This is a genomic window from Streptomyces sp. NPDC041108, assembly GCF_055592645.1.
The window spans coordinates 16,892-37,158 of the sequence record NZ_JBVIYK010000031.1 but is presented as its reverse complement, the minus strand read 5'-3'; the positions used below and the strand labels follow the sequence as shown (position 1 = coordinate 37,158).

Sequence of the window (20,267 nt, the reverse complement as noted above, 5' to 3'; positions counted from 1 at the left end):
GCGGTCCGGGTGAGCCCCGCCAGGGCCGCCAGCACCGCCACGGCGGTCACACATATTCGCCGGGCACGGATCAATGCTTCTCTCTTCAAAGCCACGTGCGCAGACGTCCCGTCGGTCCCAGGCGCCTCGCGCGTCACTGAGGACGAGCAAGAGGTGTGGGTGGGTTGACCGCCAGGAGACGCCGACGGCGGCAGAGCGTCGCGATCGAGCCACCAGGACGGGTGGTGCGGGTGGAGCGTGCGCGGGCGTGGACCGTGCCGGAGGCGATCGGCTACCGCCGCGGTCTCGCTCGTACCGTCCGGCCCGTGCACGACCAACTGGCCGATGTGGAGCGGGCGCTGGTGGTGCAGCGCGGCAGCGAGCACGCGGCCGCCTGAGCCACGCTGGCCGGACGCACCCCGCCCACCTCCACGCCGGCCCGGGATGGCTCGGTGAAAACACGTAGATCCCTACCGAACTTGGGGTCGGCACCGTGCCATGAGCCGCCGACGGGGTCATGATCTCCGTAGCGGAGGAGCTACCGGGTGCGCAGGGGAGGCTGTCATGTCGAACGCGCGTGGGGGCCGACCGAAGTGGGTCGGCGTCGTCGTGGTGGTGTTCCGTCTGACCATGGCGGTGGTCATCACGCTGTACGCCTGGCGAACGTACGAGGAGATCGCCATCGCCCGCGCCCGTGCCTCGGGGGCACTGGTACAAGCGGACGCCACCGTCGAGAAGCGATCCGAGGAGCGGATGTGGTCGCTGGGTGGAGCGGGCCAGGACCGTACGTCGGACGTGCACGTCTGGTACGACGTCACGGTCGAACTACGGGTGAACGGTGAGCTGTAAACGGTGGAGGGCGGGGCCGGCAAAGACGTGGGCGAACACGCCCGGGTCGGCTTGTGGCACGGGAAAGTCATCGAAGTCCAGGGGTACTACGTGTGGCACGGGTGGCACAGTGGCCTCGGAGGTAACACCCTCCTGGCCCTCTACCCCCTGTGCATGGGCTATCTGAACGTCCTCGCGGTGACGGCAGGCGTCTGGAGGGCACGTCGGAACGGCATCAGCGTGGCCGACCCCATCAACTTCGCCTTCGACATGGTGCTCGGCTTCCTCGCCGGAGCGCGCCGTCCTTGTGCTGATCGTCATCCCCGGTCTGCTCGGCAGCGACCAGCCCCGGTACTGGCCGCTCATCCCCGTCGCCACCAGCATCACGGCCACGCTGCTCCTCATGCGCCAGACGCTCCGGTCGGGCTCGATCGAGATCACCCCCGCCCCGGCCGACGACACCACCGCCGAGAGCAAGCCCGCGCGGCGCTGACGCGTCCGGCCGAACGGAACGGTACGGGGCGCTTGCGACCGACCGGCAACGAGCCAAAGCCCTCTTCGGGCATGGAAGGGAACCTACACGTGACCAACTCCAACAGGCCTGCCCCCAGCGGCGGGAAGCTGACCACCGCATACGTACTGACGGGAGCGGCTTCGGTCCTCACTCTCTACGGGCTCTACCTCCTGGACTGGTTCCCGGAGCGCTTCGGGGAAGGCCTCACGTTCCTCGACTATCGTGTCGAGCACCTGGCGTCCCGCGCCGAAGCCAGTCATCTGCAGGGGTGGAAGGTTATGGGCGACACCTACTTCCGGATCGGATACCTCGTCCAGACCGCCGCCTTCCTGCTGCTGCCCTTCGTCGTGGCGCGCAACAGCCGGTGGCACTGGTGGGCGGCTCTGGCCGTGCTCGGGGCGGCCTGGCAGATGGCCGGCATGGCCGGCGCCGGCATCGTCAACACGACGTTCGCGCCGGCATTGGGCCCCCTCGCCGGATTCCTGGCCCTCCTCGGCTGGGGGCTCGCGCGTTGGGCGGTGGATGACGCCGGCCCCGCTGCTGTGGCAGGAAGTCCCGGTCGGCGAACGCGCCACCACTGATCACCTCGAAGCAGCCGTCGCCGCGACCTTGCGCCACGTCGCCCCGGACGTAGGGGCCATGACGAGCGAGCTCACGGCCGGGCGGCGCACGGTGCGGCGGGCGGGGGCCGAGTCGCCTCCGTCTGCCGGACCGCTACGAGTACGGGCGAGCCCGCGACCACGCTCGCGGTGAACACCATCGAGTGCCGAGGGGCTGGGCTCCCACCCGGGTCGGCTCACCCCGGATGCCGCCATCGACCGCCCGTGCGGCCAGGTCTCGGCTGCACGGGCGGTCGATGGTCGGCGGGCGCGGGGCCCTCTCAGAGGTGCTGTTCGGTGGCGCGGGCCGTCGGCATGAACGGGCTCGTCTTCGCCGGCCAGGACGACCTCGCAGTAGCCGTCGACGCGTGGCTGTGAATGCGCGGCGCTCCCCGCGGGGCGGTGGGCGGCGGGGCGGGGACGCGGTGACCCCGAGGAGCGGAGGTTCCCGCGCGGGGCATGTGGGGCATCATCAACTCTGGTCCCCACACTCGCACTTCAGGGAGCCCCCACATGCTCCGTGGCATCGATGTCAGCGCCTACCAGCCCTCGTCCTACGACACGGACGGATACTCCTTCGTCTTCATCAAGGCGACGGAGGGCCGCTCCTACATCAACCCGAAACTCGCGGCCCAGACCAAACACGCCCGTGACGCCGGACTGGTCGTCGGCTTCTACCACTTCCTGTGGCCCGGCAACCTCGCCGCCCAGGCCGAGTACTTCGTCCGACATGCCCCCGAGAAGGGGGGCGACATCCTCGCCGTGGACTGGGAGACCACCGGCGCGGGCACGCACGCGTCGAACGCGGAGAAGGACCAGTTCATCCGCAAGGTCAAGCGGCTGCGCCCGAACAACCGGGTCGTGCTGTACGCGAACCGGCACTACTGGCTGACGCTCGACACGACGTCGTACGCCGGTGACGGCCTCTGGATCGCCGACTACGTCACGGCGGGCAAGCCCCGCATCAAGGCCGAGTGGCGCTTCCACCAGTACACCGACGACCCGCTGGACAAGAACGTCGCCGACTTCGCGAGCAAGGCGGCGCTGCGCACGTGGGCCGCGAACGCCTGACCGGCACCGCGCTCGTAGGCTTTCCCCATGGGTGGGACGATCGCTGCGGTCAGCAGCAACGGAACGTATTCGTTCAGCAAGCCGAACCGGGAGAGCATCACCTTGCTCGCCGGGTTCGGGGTGGAGGGGGACGTTCATGGTGGGGCGACGGTGAAACACCGTTTCCGGATGAGGAAGGACCCTGCCCAGCCCAATCTCCGGCAGGTGCACCTCCTGCACGAGGAGCTGTTCGAGGAGGTGCGGCGGGCCGGGTTCGAGGTGGCGGCGGGGGAACTCGGGGAGAACGTCACCACGCGGGGGATCGACCTGCTCGCGCTGCCCCGGGGGACGCGGCTGCGGCTCGGGGAGAGCGCCGTCGTCGAGGTGACCGGGCTGCGCCACCCGTGCGCGCAGATCGACGGGTTCCAGAAGGGTCTGATGAAACAGGTCGTGGGACGGGACGAACACGGTCGGCCCCGGTTCCGGTCCGGGATCATGGGCATCGTGGTGACGGGCGGCGTGGTGCACCCCGGGGACCCGGTGGACATCGGCCTGCCGTCCGGCCCGCGCCAGGATCTGGACATCGTCTGACAAGCAGTCTCCGAGGTGGGCGGCGGTCCTCAGCCGATCCCGGACGGACCGCAGGTCTGAGCCGCGTGGAGCGGCACGGCCAAGGTGAGCACGACGGTGACGGCGACCGTGGCGAGCCACACCACGTACAGCGCTGCGGGCCTCGCCCGACGACGCGAGATCACCCACGCGATCCACGCGGCCGACGATCCGGCGGCCAGCGCGATCAGAAGGCACAGTGCCACCACGTTCCCCGAGATCGGATCCACGGGCGCGTTCGCCGTGCAGTAGTCGCTGTCGTTCGTCAGCGCGGTGTCCAGAACCACCACGAAGATCCCGAGTGGCGACGCCGCCCAGGCCACGGCGGCCAGCACCCCGTACGGCACCCTGGGCCAGGACCGCAGGGCGCCCGCCAGCGCCGCGCACATCAGCAGGAGCGGCACCGCCATCATCCGAAACGGCACCGCCATCGTCTGCGTCACGTCCCCCAGGCCCACGCGGTGCTGGCTGACCTGGGGGTCGTCGGCCCAGTAGAACCCCTTGAACGCCGCGCACACCGCGGTGATGACCAGCAGTGCGGCCAGCGCGTGCGCGTGCGGACGAGCCCGAGGTGCGTCCGGGAAGCACGCCGGCCAGAGGGTGTCCCGGAACCGGCCGTTCATCCCCCGGCCGACAGCAGTCCTGCAGTCTTCTGCGGTCACCAGCCTCACGTCCCCACTCCCCCGCGTCCGTGTCTGCGCCCCACGGGCGTGCACCGCGAAGTGGGGAACGCACACGAGCCTGGCATGTCGCGAGCCCGCGCCGCATCCGTGCAACCACGTAGGAAGTCGGTGTGTCGGGCGCGTCGCGAACCATCGGGGATCCCCGTCAGTGGCATCGCGCCTGCTGCCTCATCTGCGTCGGCCGAGGGCGGCGCGGGTCATCAGGCCGGCCAGGGCGGAGCGGGACGGCAGGGATGTCTTGCGGTAGATGGCCGAGAGGTGGGTCTCGACGGTTCGGCGGCTCAGATACAGCTTGGTCGCGATGGCCTGGTTGCCGAGTCCTTCGGCTACGAGTTCGGCGACCTGCCGCTCCCGTGCGGTGAGTTGGTCGAGATCGGTGGGGGCGGGCGGGGCGGTGGGCGCCTCGTCCCGTGGGCGTGTGAGTGCTGCCAGGTCGGTCAGCAGACGGGCGCCGCCGATGTCGGCCAGGCGGTGGGCGCGTTCCCACAGCGCGGTGGCGCGTGGAGCGTCGCCCGCGGCCTGGGCCTGGGTGGAGGCGAGCAGCAGGGAGTAGGCCTCCCAGAGCGTGGCGCCCGACGGTGCGTAGGCCTGGGCGGCGCGTTCGAAGAGGCGGGCGGCCGTGCGGGGGTCGCCTTGGTGCTGGGCGAGCGCGGCCCGGGCGCGCAGCGCGGCCCCGCGCTGGCCGTTCAGCCCGATGAGGTCGGCTTCCTCGGCGGCTCGTGCGGCCCAGCGCTCGGCCTGCTCGGTGTCGCCGAGGGCGAGGGCGGTGGCGACGAGGGTGTCCAGCTGGCCGGGGCGTATGGAGGGCTGAAGGCCGAGGAGTTCGGGGCTGCCGGCCCGCAGGATGGCGTCCTGGGCCCGGTGCGGGTCGCCGCTCACCAGGGCCGTGTGGCCGAGCACGCATCCGGCCAGCGAGGCCCACCAGTGGCGGCTGGTGCCGGCGGTGGCGACGGCCTCCTCAGCGGTCGTCAGGGCCAGGGTGTCGCCGAGGGGGCGGTGCACCAGGAGGATCAGCGCCTTGAAGCTCAGCGTGAAGGCGAGCAGATCGCTGCTGCCGATGGCTCGGGCGACGGCTTCCGCTTCCTCGGCCGCGGTCAGTGCGGAGGGCAGTCGGCAGGTGGTGAGGTGCACGAAGGCCCTGGCGCTCAGCAGGTGCGGCAGGACGTAGACCTGACCCCTTCGACGAGCGATGTCCAGTCCGCGCTCGGCGTGGCGTTCGGCGTCGGCATAGCGTTCCAGGAGGGTCTCTGCCCAGGCCAGCCAGACCAGTGCCTCGGACAGTTCGGTGAGGTCGGGGTCGGTCAGTGCGTCCGCGAGAGCGGCGGCGGTGTCGGCGAGCCGATCGGCCGCGGCCGTCTGTCCCTCGTAGGCCTCGCCCAGCGAGGCGAGCGCCAGCGCACCCAGCTCTCCCATGAGGTCGTTGTGGGAGCGGGCCACAGCAAGGGTCCGGTCGAGGTCGTCGCGGACAGCGGGGTAGGAGACGGTGTTCAGGGCGGCCATGCCGAGGGCGAGTCCGAGCGAGACTGCCTGGCGGGGCTCGGGGCCGCGGGTGAGTTCCCGCCGGAGCAGGGCGGTCGCCTCGGGAGAATGTCCGAGGTGGCGTTCCATCACGGCGCACAGCGCGGTCGCGTCGCCGCGCAGCGCCGCCTCGTCGGGTCCACAGCCGCTGATCAGGGTGTGGAGCAGGTCCCGGCTCTCGCGAAGGCTGCCGCCGGTCGCGAGTGCTCGGGCGCGGGCCAGGATGGTTTCGCCGCGTCGGCGGGCGTAGGCGGGTGTGTCCGGCATGAGCCGCAGGACGACCTCCAGCAGATGGGCGGCCGTGGCAGGTGCCGTGGAGGCGAACTGGGCGGCTGCCTCGGTCAGTACGGCCGCGGACAGGGGATCCCACCCTGACAGCGAGCGCTCGACATGGTGAGCCCGTTCAGTGGCCGGAGCACCGATCGCGGCCAGTTCCGCCGCCGCGCTGCGATGGATCTCGGCACGGTCCGACGCGGATGCGCTCTCGTAGACCAGGGCGCGCAGCAAGGGGTGACGCAAGCTCCAGCGACTGTCGGACTCCAGGCGCAGCAGATCGCGCCGCGTCAGCGCGCTGATGTCCTCGTCGAGTTGCTCACCCGTACGGTGCCCTGTGATCAGCCGAAGCATGGCAGGTGTGGCCTGGTGCCCGAGGACCGCCACCGCTTCGACGGTCCGGCGTTGCGCCTCCGTCAGCGGGGTCAGCTCGTCCAGGAGCAGCGATGCCAGTCCGGCGGGCACCCCGGCGACGGAGATGCCGTGGGCCGGGGCGGTGCCGGCGGGTGGGGACGCGCCGTGCCGATGGGCGTGCAGCAGGCACAGGAGGTAGAGCGGGTTGCCCTCGCCTGCCGCGTAGATGCGCCGTGCGTCGTGGGGCGGCAGGTCGGGAGCGAGCGCCTCGATCGACTCCTGCTCGGGCAGCGGGCCCAGGACGACGCGCTCCACGGCCCCGCTGTCGACGCCACGGGTCAGGGCGGCGGCGAGGGGGTGCGGCGTCTGCCGTTCCCTGCGGGCGACTACGAGGGCCACCCGTCCGCGCACCGGATGCCGGATCAGCTGGTCCAGCAGTTCCAGGGACGCGGGGTCCGCCCAGTGCAGATCGTCCAGCGCGACGAGCAGACCGTCGTGTTCCGCGAGCCCGGTCAGTACGTCCGCGACGGCACGGTAGAGGCCGAAGCGGTCACGCCCCTGAAGACGCGCTGGCGAATCGCGTACTCCGTACAGCGCCGGTGCCGCCGCGTCCGGCACGGTGCCGGAGTCGAGAAAGGCGGGATCGGCATCGGCGAAGGCATCCGTGAACGGCTGGAACGGTGTGTGCCGCTCGTACTCGGTGGCCCTTCCGCACAGCACGGTCAGCCCTCGCCGCCGTGCCCGGGCGCAGAGTTCGCTCAGCAGGCGGCTCTTGCCCATGCCGGCGTCCGCGGCGATGTCGATCACGGACGGCGCACCATCGCGACCGAGGCCGCCGATCACCGCATCGAGCCGCGCGAGTTCCTCGCCCCTGCCGATCAGCCGTGTTGCCGTCTCGTCCCACTCTGGCGCCAACGTCCGTTCCTCTTTCTCAGCCCGATCCACCGGCATCCTCGCCGAATCTTCCCAGTCCGACGGAAAGCGGCAGATTCTACGTTCAGGCCTGTGCCACGGTCCTGTACTCCGTCGTCCGCACGGCTCCGCGCCGAGTCGCTCCCACGCCGCCGTCAGCCGGCCGCGGTGTCGAAGCGCAGCAGACCGAAGGGGGAGCAGGCCCCGGTGGCGCTCGCGGCTCCGGGGCGCACGGCTTCAGACTGTCCAACTCGCCACGAGCGTGAGCAGGACCTCGTTCTCCTCCGGCAGGCCGATCGTCACGCGGACGCCTTCGCCGAGCAGCGGGCGGACGACGACTCTTCCGTCGAGGCAGTGCATGGCGAAGTGCCCGCTGCCGGCCCCGAGGGGCAGCCAGACGAAGTTGGTCTGGGAGTCCGGTACGTCGAGTCCGAGCCCGCGCAGCCGCAGGGTCACGCGCTCCCGTTCGGCGACCGTGAGGGCGGCCCGGCGGACGACCTCCGCGTGCTCGCCCAGGGCGATCACGGCCGTCTGCTGGGCGAGAGCGCTGACGCTGAACGGCACTTGCGCCTTGCGGACGTGAGCCGCGATCTCCGGCGGCGCCACGCAGTAGCCGACGCGCAGCCCCGCCAGGCCGTAGGCCTTGGAGAAGGTGCGCAGCACCACCACGTTCGGGCGGTCCCCCAGCAGTTCGAGCGCGTCGGGGACCAGTGCCGGATCGGCGTACTCCCGGTAGGCCTCGTCGACGACGATCAGCACCTCCTCCGGAACGCGATCCGTGAAGTCACGCAGCGCGCGCTCGCCGACCGCGGTGGAGGTGGGGTTGTTGGGGTTGCAGACGAAGATCAGCCGGGTCCGGTCGGTGATCGCCTCCGCCATGGCATCGAGGTCCAGCACATGCTCACGCAGCGGGACGCGCACCGCCGTGCCGCCCGCGACCTCGGTGAGGATCGGGTACGCCTCGAAGGAACGCCAGCCGAAGACGACCTCGTCACCGGGGCCCACGACCGAGTGCAGCAACTGCCCACAGACCTCGGATGACCCGGCACCCACCACGATCCGCTCCGGCGCGACACCATGGTGCTCGGCTATGGCCTGCAGCAGCGCGGTGGCGCTCATGTCGGGGTAGCGTGACACGTCTCCCGCCAGTCTCGGGAGCGTCTCCGCCACGTTGGGCAGCAGCCCGTGCGGGGACTCGCTGCCGGCCAGCACCACCCCGCCGGGGAGTGTGCGCGCGGGCGTATAACGAGGCAGTCGCATCAGAGACGGACGAAAACGCACCATGGCTGAACTCGCTCCTGCCGCGATGGGCCCCGAGATCGCAGCGCGGGGCTTTCTTGACAGGGAAAGCATGAAGATCAGACACCAAATGATCAACTATCCGGTCAATTCGGCTACACATGACCAAGGCGCGACCCGTGCAGCAGCAATCCGTCTCTCCGGCACCTCCACAGATCTGTGGCACGAGACGATTGGCGTCGCCGGCTGATACGGGGTTGCCTCGCGGCGGACGAGTACCGAGTCGCGGGAACCGACGGCCGCACCAGCGGTCACCGGGCGGCCGGATGACATGTGCAGTCCGCCGTGTCGCGCAGCCCGGCGCGATGCAGGGTGTCGCGCAGACCGACCCGGGTCCACAACCGTGCGACGTGGGCCCTGGAGCCGAAGAAGCCGCTCAGGAGGATGCCCGCGCTCAGGTTCACGACCTCGTGGCACCAGTGCGCCGGCACATACAGCACGTCCCCCGGTTCCAGATCCACCGCGAAGAAGTCGTCGGCCGCAGCCCCTCCCCCGCCCGCGGCCAGTTCCGCGATGCCCACACGCGACAGACGTGCCCAGGAGTCGTACTTGGTGGACAGCGCACCCGCGCGTTCGACGGTCCCCGGGCGCGCGAGGAGGAATCGCTTCGTCCCGGATATCTGGACGGCACAGTTGTCCAGCAGGTCGTAGTGCAGACCGGTGCGGGCGCGGGCGGGCCCGATCCAGGCACTGCGCGAGGTGACGGAGCCACGGGGAAGGAAGTCCATCGCTCCCAAGTCCCCCCGCAGCGCGGGGAACTGTTTCAGCAGGTCGAACTCCTTGAGGTACAGCTGTTCGCCGCCCGCCTGCGGCGGCTCGGCCAGGTGCCCTATGTAGGTTTCCAGTTCCGACCAGGTGAAGGCGGTGCGGGCGTTCTCCCTGTTGCCCCGGACGAGCCGCACTCGCAGCGACGGGGCGAGTGAGGCGATGTAGGGCAGCGTCCAGTTGTCCACGGCGGGCCAGTTCGAGGCCAGCCCGCGGAAGACGGCGGGTGTGCGGCGGCGCAGTTGCAGCGCCGGGTCCGCGTCGGACGGCGGCACATGCGGGAAGTCCGGCTCGTACGTCACTGGGTTCCTTCTCTTCCGGAGCCGACGACACCGAGGCCGTCGAGACATGAGGGGCGGTCCGGGGGGCGCCCGGATAATACCCGGATTGCTTCATCGGGCAGGGAAATGCAGCTGGGGTCACATTCGAGTCAGGATCTTGGTGAATGACACATTTCCAACATTGACTCAAAGCGAACAAAGAATGTACAGATTCACCAACAAGCGCTTTCCGTCTTCCCAAACGATCGGTCGGTCGGGAGTATTGGCGCATCCGAAGAGCGACCCATCGGAGATAAGCGCAATGACTACGCCCAGCCCCGATCGAATAACTGAAGACCACACCAACGCGGACCGAAAAACCCGCACACGTTCGGTCGAGACACGGTTCCTGAAGCCGGACGACGTGGACAGGCTCCTCACACTCGAGCAGACGAAGTGGGACCGTCACCAGGCAGCGGACGGCGCCGAGCTGTCCGCCCGTATTCATGCGTATCCGCAGCTCAGCGTAGGTGCGTTCGACCGGAACAGCGGTGCGGCACTGACCTCGCTCTTCATGAAACCGATCAGCGCCACCGAGGTGCGTTCGGCAGCGGACTGGGCCGCCTGCGCACGGGCGGAAGCGACCGCCCACCGCGACGTGAGGTCGTTGTTCGGAATCAGTCTGACCAGCGTCGACGCCGACTCGGTATCAGCCGTCTTCGAATTCTTCTGGCCGTACACACTGAAACACGGCTGGCGTGACATATATCTCGGTTCTCCCATGCCGGGCCTACGGGCGTGGAAGCAGGCGAATCCAGAGCTGTCAGCCGATGTGTACATGCGCGAAAAGCGCAGCGGCCTGCCTCGGGATCCGCAGCTGCGCTACTACCACGGAAAAGGCTTCAAGGAGATCGTCGCCTGCCGGCCCGGCTATTTCCCGCACCCCGCGTCACTCGACCACGGAGCCGTGATCCGAGGACGCATACCCTTGTCCGCCGGCGCACCGCTGTGGCGCCTTGTCCCCCTGCCATGGCTGGAGCGGATGCGGCACCTGCTCTTCACCCTCGTACGGATGTCCTGACGCCACGACGTGCGGCGTGCGTACCTCGCGCGATCGGTGAAGAAGTCTGCGGACCACCGTCAGAGCGCTGCGGGCGACCGGACGAAGAAGACGCGGCGCCGTTCGCCGCATGGGGCGCTGCCGCCCGCCTCCTCCGCCTGGTCGTGGACGAGGCGGTACCTGGCCGCCCGCTCGGTCCGCCGCTGCACGCGTCGACTTCCATCAGCTCCCTTCCCCTGCGGGTGAAACGGGTCGGGCTGCCTTTGCCGACGGACGTCGAAAGCCCCTTCGGCGACGCAGCGCACCCTTTCCCGGCCCAGCTCCGCAGGAGCTCGCTCGACCCGGCTGAAGCCGGGGTGACCACGAGAGCAGGAACCCGATGAATACACACCACGCGGTCGTCGTCGGAGGGGGAATGGCCGGCCTGCTGACGACCGCGGCGCTTGGAACAGCCGGCTGGACCGTGACCCTTCTCGAACAGGATCCCGGCCATCGCCCGCAGCAGGACACCCCGTCGCCCGCACCCCGCGACGGTGTGCCCCAGGGCAGGCAGCCGCATGTGCTCCTGTACCGCGGGCTGTGTGCCATCGAGGAGTTGCTGCCCGGGTTGCGTGGGCAGTTGGTCGCCGCCGGCGGCGTCCCCTTGGACACGGGCGATGTCGCCTGGCTCGGCGAACGGGGCTGGGCTCCGTTCGGGATGCCTGCCTTCGAACTGGTCTCTGCCACACGCCCGTTGATGGAACGCCTCGTCGCACAGCGGGTGACCTCTCTGCCAGGAGTGAGTCTGCTGGCCGGATTCCGGGTCAGCGGCCTGGGCCGCCCGCCGACCGGGGAGGGCTGGCTCGTCCGGTGCGCCGACGGCCCACCGCTGCGCGCGGACCTGGTCGTGGACGCGTCCGGACGCGGTTCCCGGCTGCCGCGCTGGCTGGCGGCGCACGGATGTGGTGACATACCCACCTCCGCGGTCGACGCCCGCTTCGGCTATGCCTCCCGCGCCTACTCCGCACCTGCCGATGCCCTGGGAAGCGTTGCGGGCATCGTCGTACTGCCGTCCCGCCAGGTCCCCACCGGAGGCGTGGCGTTGCCGGTGGAGGGCGACCGCTGGCTGGTGGCCGCCGTCGGTGCCGGCGAACACCGGCCGCCCCGGGATCCCGAGCGGTTCGACGACTTCCTGAGGGGGCTGCGTGACCCCGCACTGGCGGACTTCGCCGCTCGCGCCCGCCCCGTGACCGAGGTGGCGGTGCACCGGCGGACCGGCAACGTGCGCCACCGCTACGAGCGGCTCCCCCACTGGCCCGCCGGGCTGCTGGTGGCCGGTGACAGCATGTGCGCGTTCAACCCGGTGTACGGCCAGGGCATCACGGTGGCCGCTGTGCAGGCGCTGCTGCTGCGCAGGGCGCTCACGCGCGGTACCGGGCCCGGCTGGGAACGTCGGCTGCTCCGCGGCTTCGCCCGCGCCGCCGACCTGCCCTGGGCGATCGCGACGGGGGAGGATCTGGGTCACCTGGAGCCCGGCCGACGCGCAGGCCTGACCGCCACGCTGTTCGGCCACTGGTCCGGCGAAATCGACCGGCTCGCCGCCCACGGCAACACCCGGGCCCAGCGAAGGCTCGACCGCGTCTACCACCTCATGGGTTCACCCGTCGGCCTCTTCGACCCCAGGTTGGTCGCCTCCTCGGTCCGAAGCCGACTGCTGGGCCTACCCGCCCCCACACCCCGTCCGCCGATCGACATCGAGCGCACACCCCCGCGCTGACGGCACGACCCGCCCCGCCGAGGGCGCCCTGGTCCGGCGTCCACCCGACATCTCGCCCCACGGACACCGCAAGGAGAACCGCCGATGAGCATCGTTGTGACCGGGCTCGGCTCCACGACCCCCCTCGGCGGCGACCTGGCCGACACCTGGTCCGCCCTGCTGGCCGGCGAGTCGGGGATCTCGCCGATCGAGGAGGAGTGGGCCGAGCGGCTTCCGGTGCGCATCGCCGGACGGTTGCGGGTCGAGCCGACAGCCGTGCTGGAACGTGTGGAGGCCCGTCGCCTGGACCGCTGCCAGCAGGTCGCCCTGATCGCCGCCCGTGAGGCGTGGTCGGACGCCGGCCGGCCCGAGGTCGATCCGTGCCGCCTTGCGGTGGCGATGGGCACCGGCACCGGCGGCGTGTTGACCCTGCTGGGCCAGGACGATGTCCTGGAGCGTTCCGGAGCCCGGCATGTCTCCCCCCGCGCTGCAACCATGCTCATGACCAATGGCCCGGCGGCCGCCGTCAGTCTGGAGCTGGGAGCACGGGGCGGCGCCCACACCCCGGTCAGCGCCTGTGCCTCCGGAGCCGAGGCCATCGCCCTGGGCATGGATCTCATCCGACTCGGCCGCGCCGATGTCGTGGTGGCGGGCGGCGCCGAGGCATGCCTTCACCCTCTGCCCCTCGCAGGCTTCGCGCGGGCGACGGCACACTCCACCCGCAACGACGCCCCCCGACGGGCATCCAGACCCTTCGACCGGTCCCGGGACGGGTTTGTCATCGGGGAGGGCTCCGCCGTACTGGTCCTGGAACGCTCCGGGTTCGCCGCCGCCCGCGGCGCCCGCGTACACGCCCGCCTGACCGGGTCCGGTGTCACCTCCGACGCCCACCACCTCACCGCAGGACACGTCGAGGGCCAAACGCGCGCCATGCGACTCGCCCTCGCCGACGCCGAGCTGACCTCCGGGGACATCGACCTCGTGATGGCACACGCCACTTCCACGCCGCGAGGAGATCTCACCGAGGCCGGCGCGATCACCGAAGCCGTCGGAGCACATCCGGCGGTCACCGCGACCAAGTCCATGACCGGCCATCTCTTCGGAGCGGCCGGAGCCCTCGGCGCCCTGGCGGCGGTCCTCTCCCTGCGCGAACAGACGGTACCGCCGACGATCAACCTCGACGACCAGGATCCACGGATCGACCTGGACATCGTGACCGGGCGCCCACGCGGTGGCCCGTACACCGCCGCCCTCGCGAACGCCTTCGGGTTCGGCGGCCACAACACCTGCCTGGTGCTGACCCCTTGACCGGGCGGTGTGCGGGCGAGTTCCCTAGGATCGGCCGGCACGGCGCCCAGTCCCCCGGCACGCCCTACACAGGCTGGCCCGGGGTGCCCGTCCACGGCCAGTACTCGAAGCCGTTGCCCTCGTACCAGCCCAGGCGTTCGGTGCCGCAGCTGGCGCTGTGGAAGTCGAGGACGTCGTGGTCCACGGCTTTGACGGACTTCTTGGGGAAGGTCACCGACAGTTTCCCATGACACCGGCCGCGACAACGAGGGCTGTTCTCCGTGAAGCGGTGGGCCGCATGATGTCCTCCTCGGCCCCTGATCCCATCCCGCCACGGATCACCGTCAAAGATCTTTCCCGGATCATTGCCGGAACCATTCGTCCGGACGACCATCTCCCACCAGAGCTACCCCGGGGGCCGGTCGCGCGCCGGTCGGCTGCGCCCATACCGGTGCCCGAACTGCCGTGGGTGCGCGACCTGGGCACGGGACGGGCTGAGCAACTCCGTCTCCACCAGCAGAATTCGGGAACGCCCCGCACCGGAGCGGAAGGCACCGGAGGGGCAGGTCGCTGCCACCGCGCGGCCGGCGCGTGACGCGCCGGCCGGCTGCTCGGTCCTCGCCCCTCCACATGCTTGCGGCTCCGTAGGTGCCTAGAAGTTGCCGCGCCTCTCCTGCTCGCGCTCGATCGCCTCGAACAGGGCCTGGAAGTTGCCCTTGCCGAAGCCGAGAGAGCCATGGCGCTCGATGAACTCGAAGAACACCGTGGGCCGGTCGCCGATCGGCATGGTGAAGATCTGCAGCACGTAGCCGTCCTCGTCGCGGTCGACGAGGATACCGCGGGAGGCCAGTTCCTCGATGGGCACACGCGCGTTGCCGATCCGGGTGCGCAGTTCCGGGTCGGTGTAGTAGCTGGCCGGCGTGGCGAGGAACTCGATGCCCTTGGCCCGCAGCACGTCGACGGTCCTGATGATGTCGTTGGTGGCGAGGGCGAGGTGCTGGGCGCCGGGGCCATGGCAGAAGTCGAGGTACTCGTCGGTCTGTGAACGCTTCTTCGCGATCGCCGGCTCGTTGAGGGGGGACTTCACCCGGTGGTTGCCGCTGGCGACGACCTTGCTCATGAGCGCCGAGTACTCGGTGGCGACGTCGTCGCCGATGAACTCGGCCATGTTGGTGCAGCCATGACACGGTTGTAGAAGTCGACCCACTCGTCCATGTTGCCGAGTTCCACGTTGCCCACGACGTGGTCGAGTGCCTGGAAGATGCGCTTGGGCTCGCCCTCCGGCTTCACGTATCCGGATCTACGGGCCACGTACCCGGGCAGATAGGGGCCGGTGCAGCGGGAGCGGTCCACCAGGGTGTGGCGGGTCTCCCCGTAGGTCACGATGGCCGCGGTGCGGACGGTGCCGTGTTCGTCGGTGGTGTCGTGCGGTTCCTCCAGCACGGTCGCGCCCTGCTTGCGGGCGTGCGCGACGCACCTGTCGACGTCGGGTACTCCGAGGGCGATGTCGATCACGCCGTCGCCGTGCCGACGGTGGTGGTCGAGCAGCGGGCTGTCCGGGCTGACGCCGCCCTTGAGCGCGAACCGGATCGCTCCGGAGCGGAGCACGAACGCCTGGTGGTCACGGTTGCCGGTCTCCGGACCGGAGTAGGCGACCACCGCGGGCGGATGCCTTCGGCGACGAGGTTGGTGATCACGCCCCCGTCGCGGCGGGACAGCTGCCAGACCTGGGCATGGACGCCCGGCTCGGCCTGGAACCGGTTGCCGCCGTGGCCCTCCCCCGCACATCTGCCGGCGCTGCCGACCGATCACGGGCGCCGGGGATCGAGGAGGTCAAGGCCGTGACACCGTTTCCGGGCGAGGCCTTCAGCGCCTCGGCCTCGACAGGGTCGGACCATTCGTCAGGGGGCGGTCATCGCGGATGGCTTCCATGGGGATCATCCCGGCCCTGCGGGCGCGGTTGAGGTACTCCTGCAGCCGGTCGTAGGCCCGTTCGTCCTTCGGGAAGTAGCGGCCCACCAGCCGGTAGAACATCGGCCCACCAGCCGGTAGAACACCTGCCTGGTGGTCATCGGGAGGTGTTCGCGGTACTCGGCGAGCACGACCTGGACCTGCTCGTAGTGTCTTCGCCGAACCCGAGTACGGGGGTTCGCGCCCTGGTCGCCGAGGCCGAAGTTCGACACGCAGGCCGCGCCGTTCCGCGCCGGATGGCCGAGGAACCGAACCTTCTCCTCACGGACGTCCCATTCGTCCGGGGGCATGCGCAGCGGTCGGCTGTCTCCCGGAGAGCCTGGAGGTGCTGTTCGGGACTGGTGCCCGATCACCACCACGGTCGAGAACCACCCGCTCGCGGCATCGACACCAGCCCACCCGTCCGGCGTGCTACAGCGGCATCGGCTTCACCCGGCCCTCCGGGCCGCAACCGCCCACGACGAGGTGATCCTCGTCGACCTGCAGCGGTTGTACGGCGGAGCGTGACGTCCTCGGACAGCACTGCGGCATCACAGCGGCGAGGGACTGATCCTCACCGACCGCCGCCTGCCTTCTTGAGAACGGCCGCCAGCCGGATGTCGATGAGCCCGCACACCGCAACGCCCGTCACCAGGAATCCGGCGAGGGCGGACAGCAGGGCCACCTCGTCGTACGACCTGGGGGTCAGTCGGACGGCCACGGCCGCGCCACCGGCTCCCGCGAGGATCGCGCATCCGATCCCGACGGTCAGCAGCAGGGCAGACATCGGTCGCGCGGCTCCGCCTGGCGAGTCCCGCGTCTCGGTCAGGGTGTCGCGGCCGGCCTGCACGCACGCGACCGTGGCCGTCAGCCCGCCCGTCGCCAGAGCCAGTGACGGCGTCCCGAACAGCAGCCCGTAGCGCACCGCCAGGGCTGGCACGAAGAACAGCACCAACCAGCGCCGCAGGGCGTGGACCACGAACGACAGCGTCGGCGTGGACGTGGACCGGGCCCTCAGGCGGGACGCGGCCACGCGCAGACAGAGCAGGAGGCCCGCGGCCGCCAGGGCGAGCGGCAGACGGTCATCGAGCCGGCCCAAGTTGTACAGCAGCGCGGTGTCGTACACGACCAGGACCAGGCCGCCCAGGGCCCCCAGCGAGCCGATGAACACCAGCAGTCCCGCGACGGAGGCGGTCACCCGGGTCGTCCCCGTGTCACGCGCTGCCGCCCGAGCGATCAGCAGCGGGGTGATCACGGCCGAGACGGCGCGGATCACCAGGTCGTCGGAGGTGTACGGATTGCGCAGGTCCCACTCGACCAGACAGAACACGGCCGTGTACGACATGGAGGCCAGGGGCAGCAGGACGGAGCGCGCGATCCGGCGGTACAGATCAGCGTCCAGCCAGCGCACCACCGTCGCGAACGCCAGCAGCACGAAGGGGAGTTCCAGGAAGGCCTGGAACCGCAGCACGCTCGGCGCAAGAAGCCCCGGCGCCGGGAAGTGCTCCGCCAGGCCGCGCAGGACGGGATGCGCCGACGCCATGTCGAACCACCCGGCGGGCAGATACCGCGCGATGAACGACGGGTCCCCGCCGCGCACGCGGAGCACATAGACGGTGAACAGCACCTGGTTGACGTAGATCAGGCAGGTCACCAGCGCCAGCCAGACGGCCGGCGAGAAGACGCGGCGGTCCGCCGCCGCGACCGGGTCGGGGCGGCGGACCAGGACACGCGAGGCGATCGCGAGGTCCGGAACGACCGACGCGACCACCACGACATCCACAAGTACCCGCGTGTTCACCACGTGACTGGTATACCCCCCAACTGGTACGCATGGGTCTGGTCCCCGACGAGCGCGCTCTGGTGCGCTGCAGACGCCAGATGATCGCAGTGGAAGGCAAGTGCCTACGCGGCGCCAGGCGCCCACATTCGATGAAGGCATGACGCGGCCGCTCGCTCGCTGAGTTCACTTGGGTATGGCGTCGGGGAAGGATCTGTCGCCGAAGGGGACTCGGCTTGCCGCGGCCCGGCCGAACGGTGCGTAGCAGAGTGCATCCCGCTGCTGCTGTGGTAGGCGTCCGTACCTGGGCCAATAGCCGGCGCAGCGTGAGTCGTCCGCGGAAGTGGGGGCGGAGTGCGGCTCCGTCGTAGTTGGGGCACTGTCATGTTGTTGGGTGTGTGAGTGCCTGACGGTGCGTCGGGTGTGGTGAGGCCGGGCTCCGGCTCTGTGCTCAGGCCGCGGCAGGCAGGCAGGCCGACGACGTTGGTGATCTGGTCCCAGATGGCGAAGCGGACGGTCATCTCGGCGCGGTAGTGGGTGGCGGTCATCCGGTGGCGGCATGGCCGGAAGTGGGGTGAAATACCGCTGAACGCGGACAGGAATCTCTGGGCCTTTCCGATGCTGCGGAAGCCTTTCATGGCGCGTTCACGCTGCCTCGTTGGCTGGTGGGAGTTCTCGGCCCGGTTGTTCAAGCCTTTGTGGGAGCGGTGCTCGACCGAGGGCATCACCTCGCGGTGGGCCGCCCCGTAGGATCGGAGCTTGTCCGTGACGATCACCCTCGGCACGGCCCCGGTTCCTTTGAGGAGCCGACGGAAGAAACGCCTGGCCGCGGCTTTGTTGCGCCGGATCTGGACAAGAATGTCCAGCACGTTGCCGCCTTGGTCGACCGCGCGCCATAGGTACTTCGGCTCGCCGTTGATCATGATGAAGACCTCGTCGAGGTGCCGCTTGTCGCCCGGTCGGGGACGTCGGCGACGCAGCGCGTTGGCGTAAACCTGCCCGAACTTCAGGCACCACCGGCGGATCGTCCGTAGGACACGATGACACCACGCTCGGGCATCAGCTCCTCGATCTCGCGGAAGCTGAGCGGGAACCGGAAATACAGCCAAACGCAGTGGGCGATGAACTCCACCGGGTACCGGTGCCCCTTGTACGACAGCGGCACGGACGACACCGGCAACCCCCGAGGCAGCACGATCAACCCGAAGACCATCCCACACCGTCAATCAACGTGACAGTGCCCACGTAAGGGATACAGCCACGGATGCATCGAGATCGGGAAGACGTCTGACGGTGACGACTTCTTCGCCCTCCTCCTCGCGTTCTCCGCAATGAACGCCTCGATCGGCCAGCGGTGCGGAGCCAGGTTCATGGCGCCGGGCTGATGTTGCCGTTCTCGTCCATCTCGAACTTGCCCTGGGTCTTGTCATCGACCTTGGTGTGCTTGAGCCAGTGCTTCGACAGGTTGTGCAGGTTCTTGTGCTGACTTTCCCAGGGCATTGAGTGGCCGGCGCACTTCACCGTGACGAGGAGTTTGTGAGGTCCTGTGATGGCGTCGTAGAGCGCGGGGACGTGGAAGTCGAGTGCCGGGTTGGAGCTGGGCGGTGTGGTGTTGGCCGTCTGATCGTGCTCGCCGTGCACGATCAGCGCGGGCACGTCTCCGCCGAGGATGCCTCCTTGCCCTGCGGTGGTGTTGTTCCAGCCCCATGTCACGAAGTTCCGGAACCGGCTGGCGCCCGCCGGCTGTCCGGAGTCAAGGAGCTTCCCCCACTCACGGCCGATCGGATCGTTGTCCATGAGGGCGCTCCACACGACATCGACCATGCCGGGCTCGTGCTGGTTCGGGCATTTCATGGCCAAGGCTTGTTCGATGCTCGTGCGGGTGAGGACGTGGGTGGGGAAACCGGGTGCCGGCAGGGTCGGCGGGTTCGAGGGGCCCAGCGGAGGGAAGATCGGGCCGAGGAGGAACAGGCTTTCCACCTTCCCCGGATTCTTGATTGCGTACGGTCCCATGGCAAATGCGGCGGCCGAGAAGCCGATGAAGGCGACCTTCGAGACGTTGCGCTCGTCGCGGATGTACTCGACGACGGTGCTGAGCTCGTCCTGGTCGCTCTGGGAGTTGGTCAGGACGAACGGATAGCTCGCCGTTCGTGGGCCCGACAGTGGGGGTGTGACGTCGGCCTGCTGGTTGGGATTGACATTGCAGGGATCCTCCATCCGGGGGCGCGGCGACCGGCCGGAGCCCTGCAGGTCCATCATGAAAACGTCGTAACCGGCCTGTGCGAGGGCCTTGGCCCACCCGTACGAGGTGTGCTGGAGGTCGTAGGCTGCCAGCACCGGCACACTCCTGCCGTGCAGCATGAGGACGGCCTTGCGGTTCGCAGGGGGGCCGGAGGAGCCGTCGTGTTCTCGTACGAATAGCTCCACCTTCTGTCCCTTGTTCGCGGGGACAGTCGACGTGTGAGGGACCGAGTGGTCGGTCGTGGTGATGGCCATGAAAGGGTCTCCTTCTGTCGGCCCCCTCGTCGGTCGTCCCTTGTAGGCCAGAATCGGTCAGACATGAAGCCCGCGCCACAGCAGGCCCGCCGACCGTGTGTCGCCTCTCTCGCGTCAGGTGTCTCCGCAGAGCTCCTGCCCGAGCGGCGGTGGGGGTATGGCGCCGGCTGCTCCGGTCTTGCGCGGACGACTGCCTGGCTCCCGAACGGCTGCACTGGTCGGGGCTGGGGACGGAGGAAGGGAGGAGGGGGACAGGGGGGGGGGGAGGAGAAGGAGAGGGAGAACAAGAGACGAACAAAACAGGGGAAGAAACGGT

At 69.7% G+C, this 20,267-nt stretch carries 19 protein-coding genes and 2 pseudogenes; 10 read left to right on the top strand and 11 right to left on the bottom strand.

Features of this window, described 5'->3' with window-relative positions; translation table 11 throughout:
* Positions 1–164 precede the first annotated feature (164 nt).
* The 6 genes from ACZ6BB_RS40475 (at position 165) to ACZ6BB_RS40450 (ending at position 3,561) form a co-directional block, all read left to right on the top strand.
* On the top strand, positions 165–377 hold the full coding sequence (locus ACZ6BB_RS40475) for a hypothetical protein (protein ID WP_471620103.1): 213 nt from the start codon (positions 165–167) through the stop codon (positions 375–377).
* Between the two features lie 166 nt (positions 378–543).
* Positions 544–828 carry a hypothetical protein gene (locus tag ACZ6BB_RS40470; protein WP_471620102.1) on the top strand — a complete coding sequence of 95 codons (285 nt, stop codon included), beginning with the start codon at positions 544–546 and terminating at the stop codon, positions 826–828.
* Between the two features lie 286 nt (positions 829–1,114).
* Positions 1,115–1,300, top strand: a complete 186-nt coding sequence (locus ACZ6BB_RS40465) for a hypothetical protein (RefSeq protein ID WP_471620101.1) — start codon at positions 1,115–1,117, stop codon at positions 1,298–1,300.
* A gap of 89 nt (positions 1,301–1,389) precedes the next feature.
* A complete protein-coding gene (locus ACZ6BB_RS40460) occupies positions 1,390–1,902 on the top strand; it encodes a hypothetical protein (protein ID WP_471620100.1) in 513 nt (170 codons plus the stop codon).
* Positions 1,903–2,433: 531 nt separating this feature from the next.
* The gene (locus ACZ6BB_RS40455) at positions 2,434–2,991 is read left to right on the top strand and encodes a GH25 family lysozyme (RefSeq protein ID WP_471620099.1); all 558 of its coding nucleotides are present in this window, start codon (positions 2,434–2,436) and stop codon (positions 2,989–2,991) included.
* Positions 2,992–3,018: 27 nt separating this feature from the next.
* The gene (locus ACZ6BB_RS40450) at positions 3,019–3,561 is read left to right on the top strand and encodes an MOSC domain-containing protein (RefSeq protein ID WP_471620098.1); all 543 of its coding nucleotides are present in this window, start codon (positions 3,019–3,021) and stop codon (positions 3,559–3,561) included.
* 29 nt (positions 3,562–3,590) lie between these two features.
* Here ACZ6BB_RS40450 and ACZ6BB_RS40445 read toward each other — a convergent pair whose 3' ends face one another.
* The 3 genes from ACZ6BB_RS40445 to ACZ6BB_RS40435 form a co-directional block, all read right to left on the bottom strand.
* Entirely contained in the window at positions 3,591–4,241 is a 651-nt protein-coding gene (locus tag ACZ6BB_RS40445) for a hypothetical protein (RefSeq protein WP_471620097.1), read from the bottom strand.
* A gap of 189 nt (positions 4,242–4,430) precedes the next feature.
* Positions 4,431–7,322: a helix-turn-helix transcriptional regulator gene (locus ACZ6BB_RS40440; RefSeq protein ID WP_471620096.1), complete on the bottom strand. Its 2,892-nt coding sequence runs from the start codon at positions 7,320–7,322 to the stop codon at positions 4,431–4,433.
* A 234-nt stretch (positions 7,323–7,556) separates the two neighbouring features.
* Positions 7,557–8,603, bottom strand: a complete 1,047-nt coding sequence (locus ACZ6BB_RS40435; RefSeq protein WP_471620095.1) for a histidinol-phosphate transaminase — start codon at positions 8,601–8,603, stop codon at positions 7,557–7,559.
* Here ACZ6BB_RS40435 and ACZ6BB_RS40430 point away from each other — a divergent pair.
* Entirely contained in the window at positions 8,602–8,808 is a 207-nt protein-coding gene (locus tag ACZ6BB_RS40430) for a hypothetical protein (protein ID WP_471620094.1), read from the top strand. The genes ACZ6BB_RS40435 and ACZ6BB_RS40430 overlap by 2 nt on opposite strands.
* Before the next feature lie 61 nt (positions 8,809–8,869).
* Here the strand turns inward: ACZ6BB_RS40430 and ACZ6BB_RS40425 are convergent, their stop codons facing one another.
* Positions 8,870–9,685, bottom strand: a complete 816-nt coding sequence (locus ACZ6BB_RS40425; protein ID WP_471620093.1) for a cupin-like domain-containing protein — start codon at positions 9,683–9,685, stop codon at positions 8,870–8,872.
* A gap of 280 nt (positions 9,686–9,965) precedes the next feature.
* Between ACZ6BB_RS40425 and ACZ6BB_RS40420 the strand changes: the two genes are divergently transcribed.
* Positions 9,966–10,724 (top strand): hypothetical protein, encoded by a 759-nt coding sequence (locus tag ACZ6BB_RS40420; protein ID WP_471620092.1) that lies wholly within the window; start codon positions 9,966–9,968, stop codon positions 10,722–10,724.
* A gap of 59 nt (positions 10,725–10,783) precedes the next feature.
* Here ACZ6BB_RS40420 and ACZ6BB_RS40415 read toward each other — a convergent pair whose 3' ends face one another.
* Entirely contained in the window at positions 10,784–10,912 is a 129-nt protein-coding gene (locus ACZ6BB_RS40415) for a hypothetical protein (RefSeq protein ID WP_471620091.1), read from the bottom strand.
* Between the two features lie 170 nt (positions 10,913–11,082).
* Between ACZ6BB_RS40415 and ACZ6BB_RS40410 the strand changes: the two genes are divergently transcribed.
* Both ACZ6BB_RS40410 and ACZ6BB_RS40405 read left to right on the top strand, forming a co-directional pair.
* On the top strand, positions 11,083–12,459 hold the full coding sequence (locus tag ACZ6BB_RS40410) for an FAD-dependent oxidoreductase (RefSeq protein WP_471620090.1): 1,377 nt from the start codon (positions 11,083–11,085) through the stop codon (positions 12,457–12,459).
* 84 nt (positions 12,460–12,543) lie between these two features.
* The gene (locus tag ACZ6BB_RS40405) at positions 12,544–13,746 is read left to right on the top strand and encodes a beta-ketoacyl-[acyl-carrier-protein] synthase family protein (RefSeq protein ID WP_471620089.1); all 1,203 of its coding nucleotides are present in this window, start codon (positions 12,544–12,546) and stop codon (positions 13,744–13,746) included.
* A gap of 64 nt (positions 13,747–13,810) precedes the next feature.
* On the opposite strand, the gene ACZ6BB_RS40400 is transcribed toward ACZ6BB_RS40405, so the two are convergent.
* From ACZ6BB_RS40400 to ACZ6BB_RS40375, 6 genes and pseudogenes are all read right to left on the bottom strand, one after another.
* The gene (locus ACZ6BB_RS40400) at positions 13,811–13,960 is read right to left on the bottom strand and encodes a hypothetical protein (protein WP_471620088.1); all 150 of its coding nucleotides are present in this window, start codon (positions 13,958–13,960) and stop codon (positions 13,811–13,813) included.
* A 417-nt stretch (positions 13,961–14,377) separates the two neighbouring features.
* A pseudogene (gene hppD / locus ACZ6BB_RS40395) lies at positions 14,378–15,513 on the bottom strand (4-hydroxyphenylpyruvate dioxygenase).
* Between the two features lie 78 nt (positions 15,514–15,591).
* Positions 15,592–15,759: a hypothetical protein gene (locus ACZ6BB_RS40390; RefSeq protein WP_471620087.1), complete on the bottom strand. Its 168-nt coding sequence runs from the start codon at positions 15,757–15,759 to the stop codon at positions 15,592–15,594.
* A gap of 490 nt (positions 15,760–16,249) precedes the next feature.
* Complete coding sequence (locus tag ACZ6BB_RS40385) at positions 16,250–17,479, bottom strand: hypothetical protein (RefSeq protein ID WP_471620086.1); 1,230 nt, start codon at positions 17,477–17,479, stop codon at positions 16,250–16,252.
* A gap of 464 nt (positions 17,480–17,943) precedes the next feature.
* A pseudogene (locus ACZ6BB_RS40380) lies at positions 17,944–18,668 on the bottom strand (IS6 family transposase); the annotation flags it as partial.
* Between the two features lie 155 nt (positions 18,669–18,823).
* Positions 18,824–19,951, bottom strand: a complete 1,128-nt coding sequence (locus ACZ6BB_RS40375; protein WP_471620085.1) for an alpha/beta fold hydrolase — start codon at positions 19,949–19,951, stop codon at positions 18,824–18,826.
* Positions 19,952–20,267: the final 316 nt, after the last annotated feature.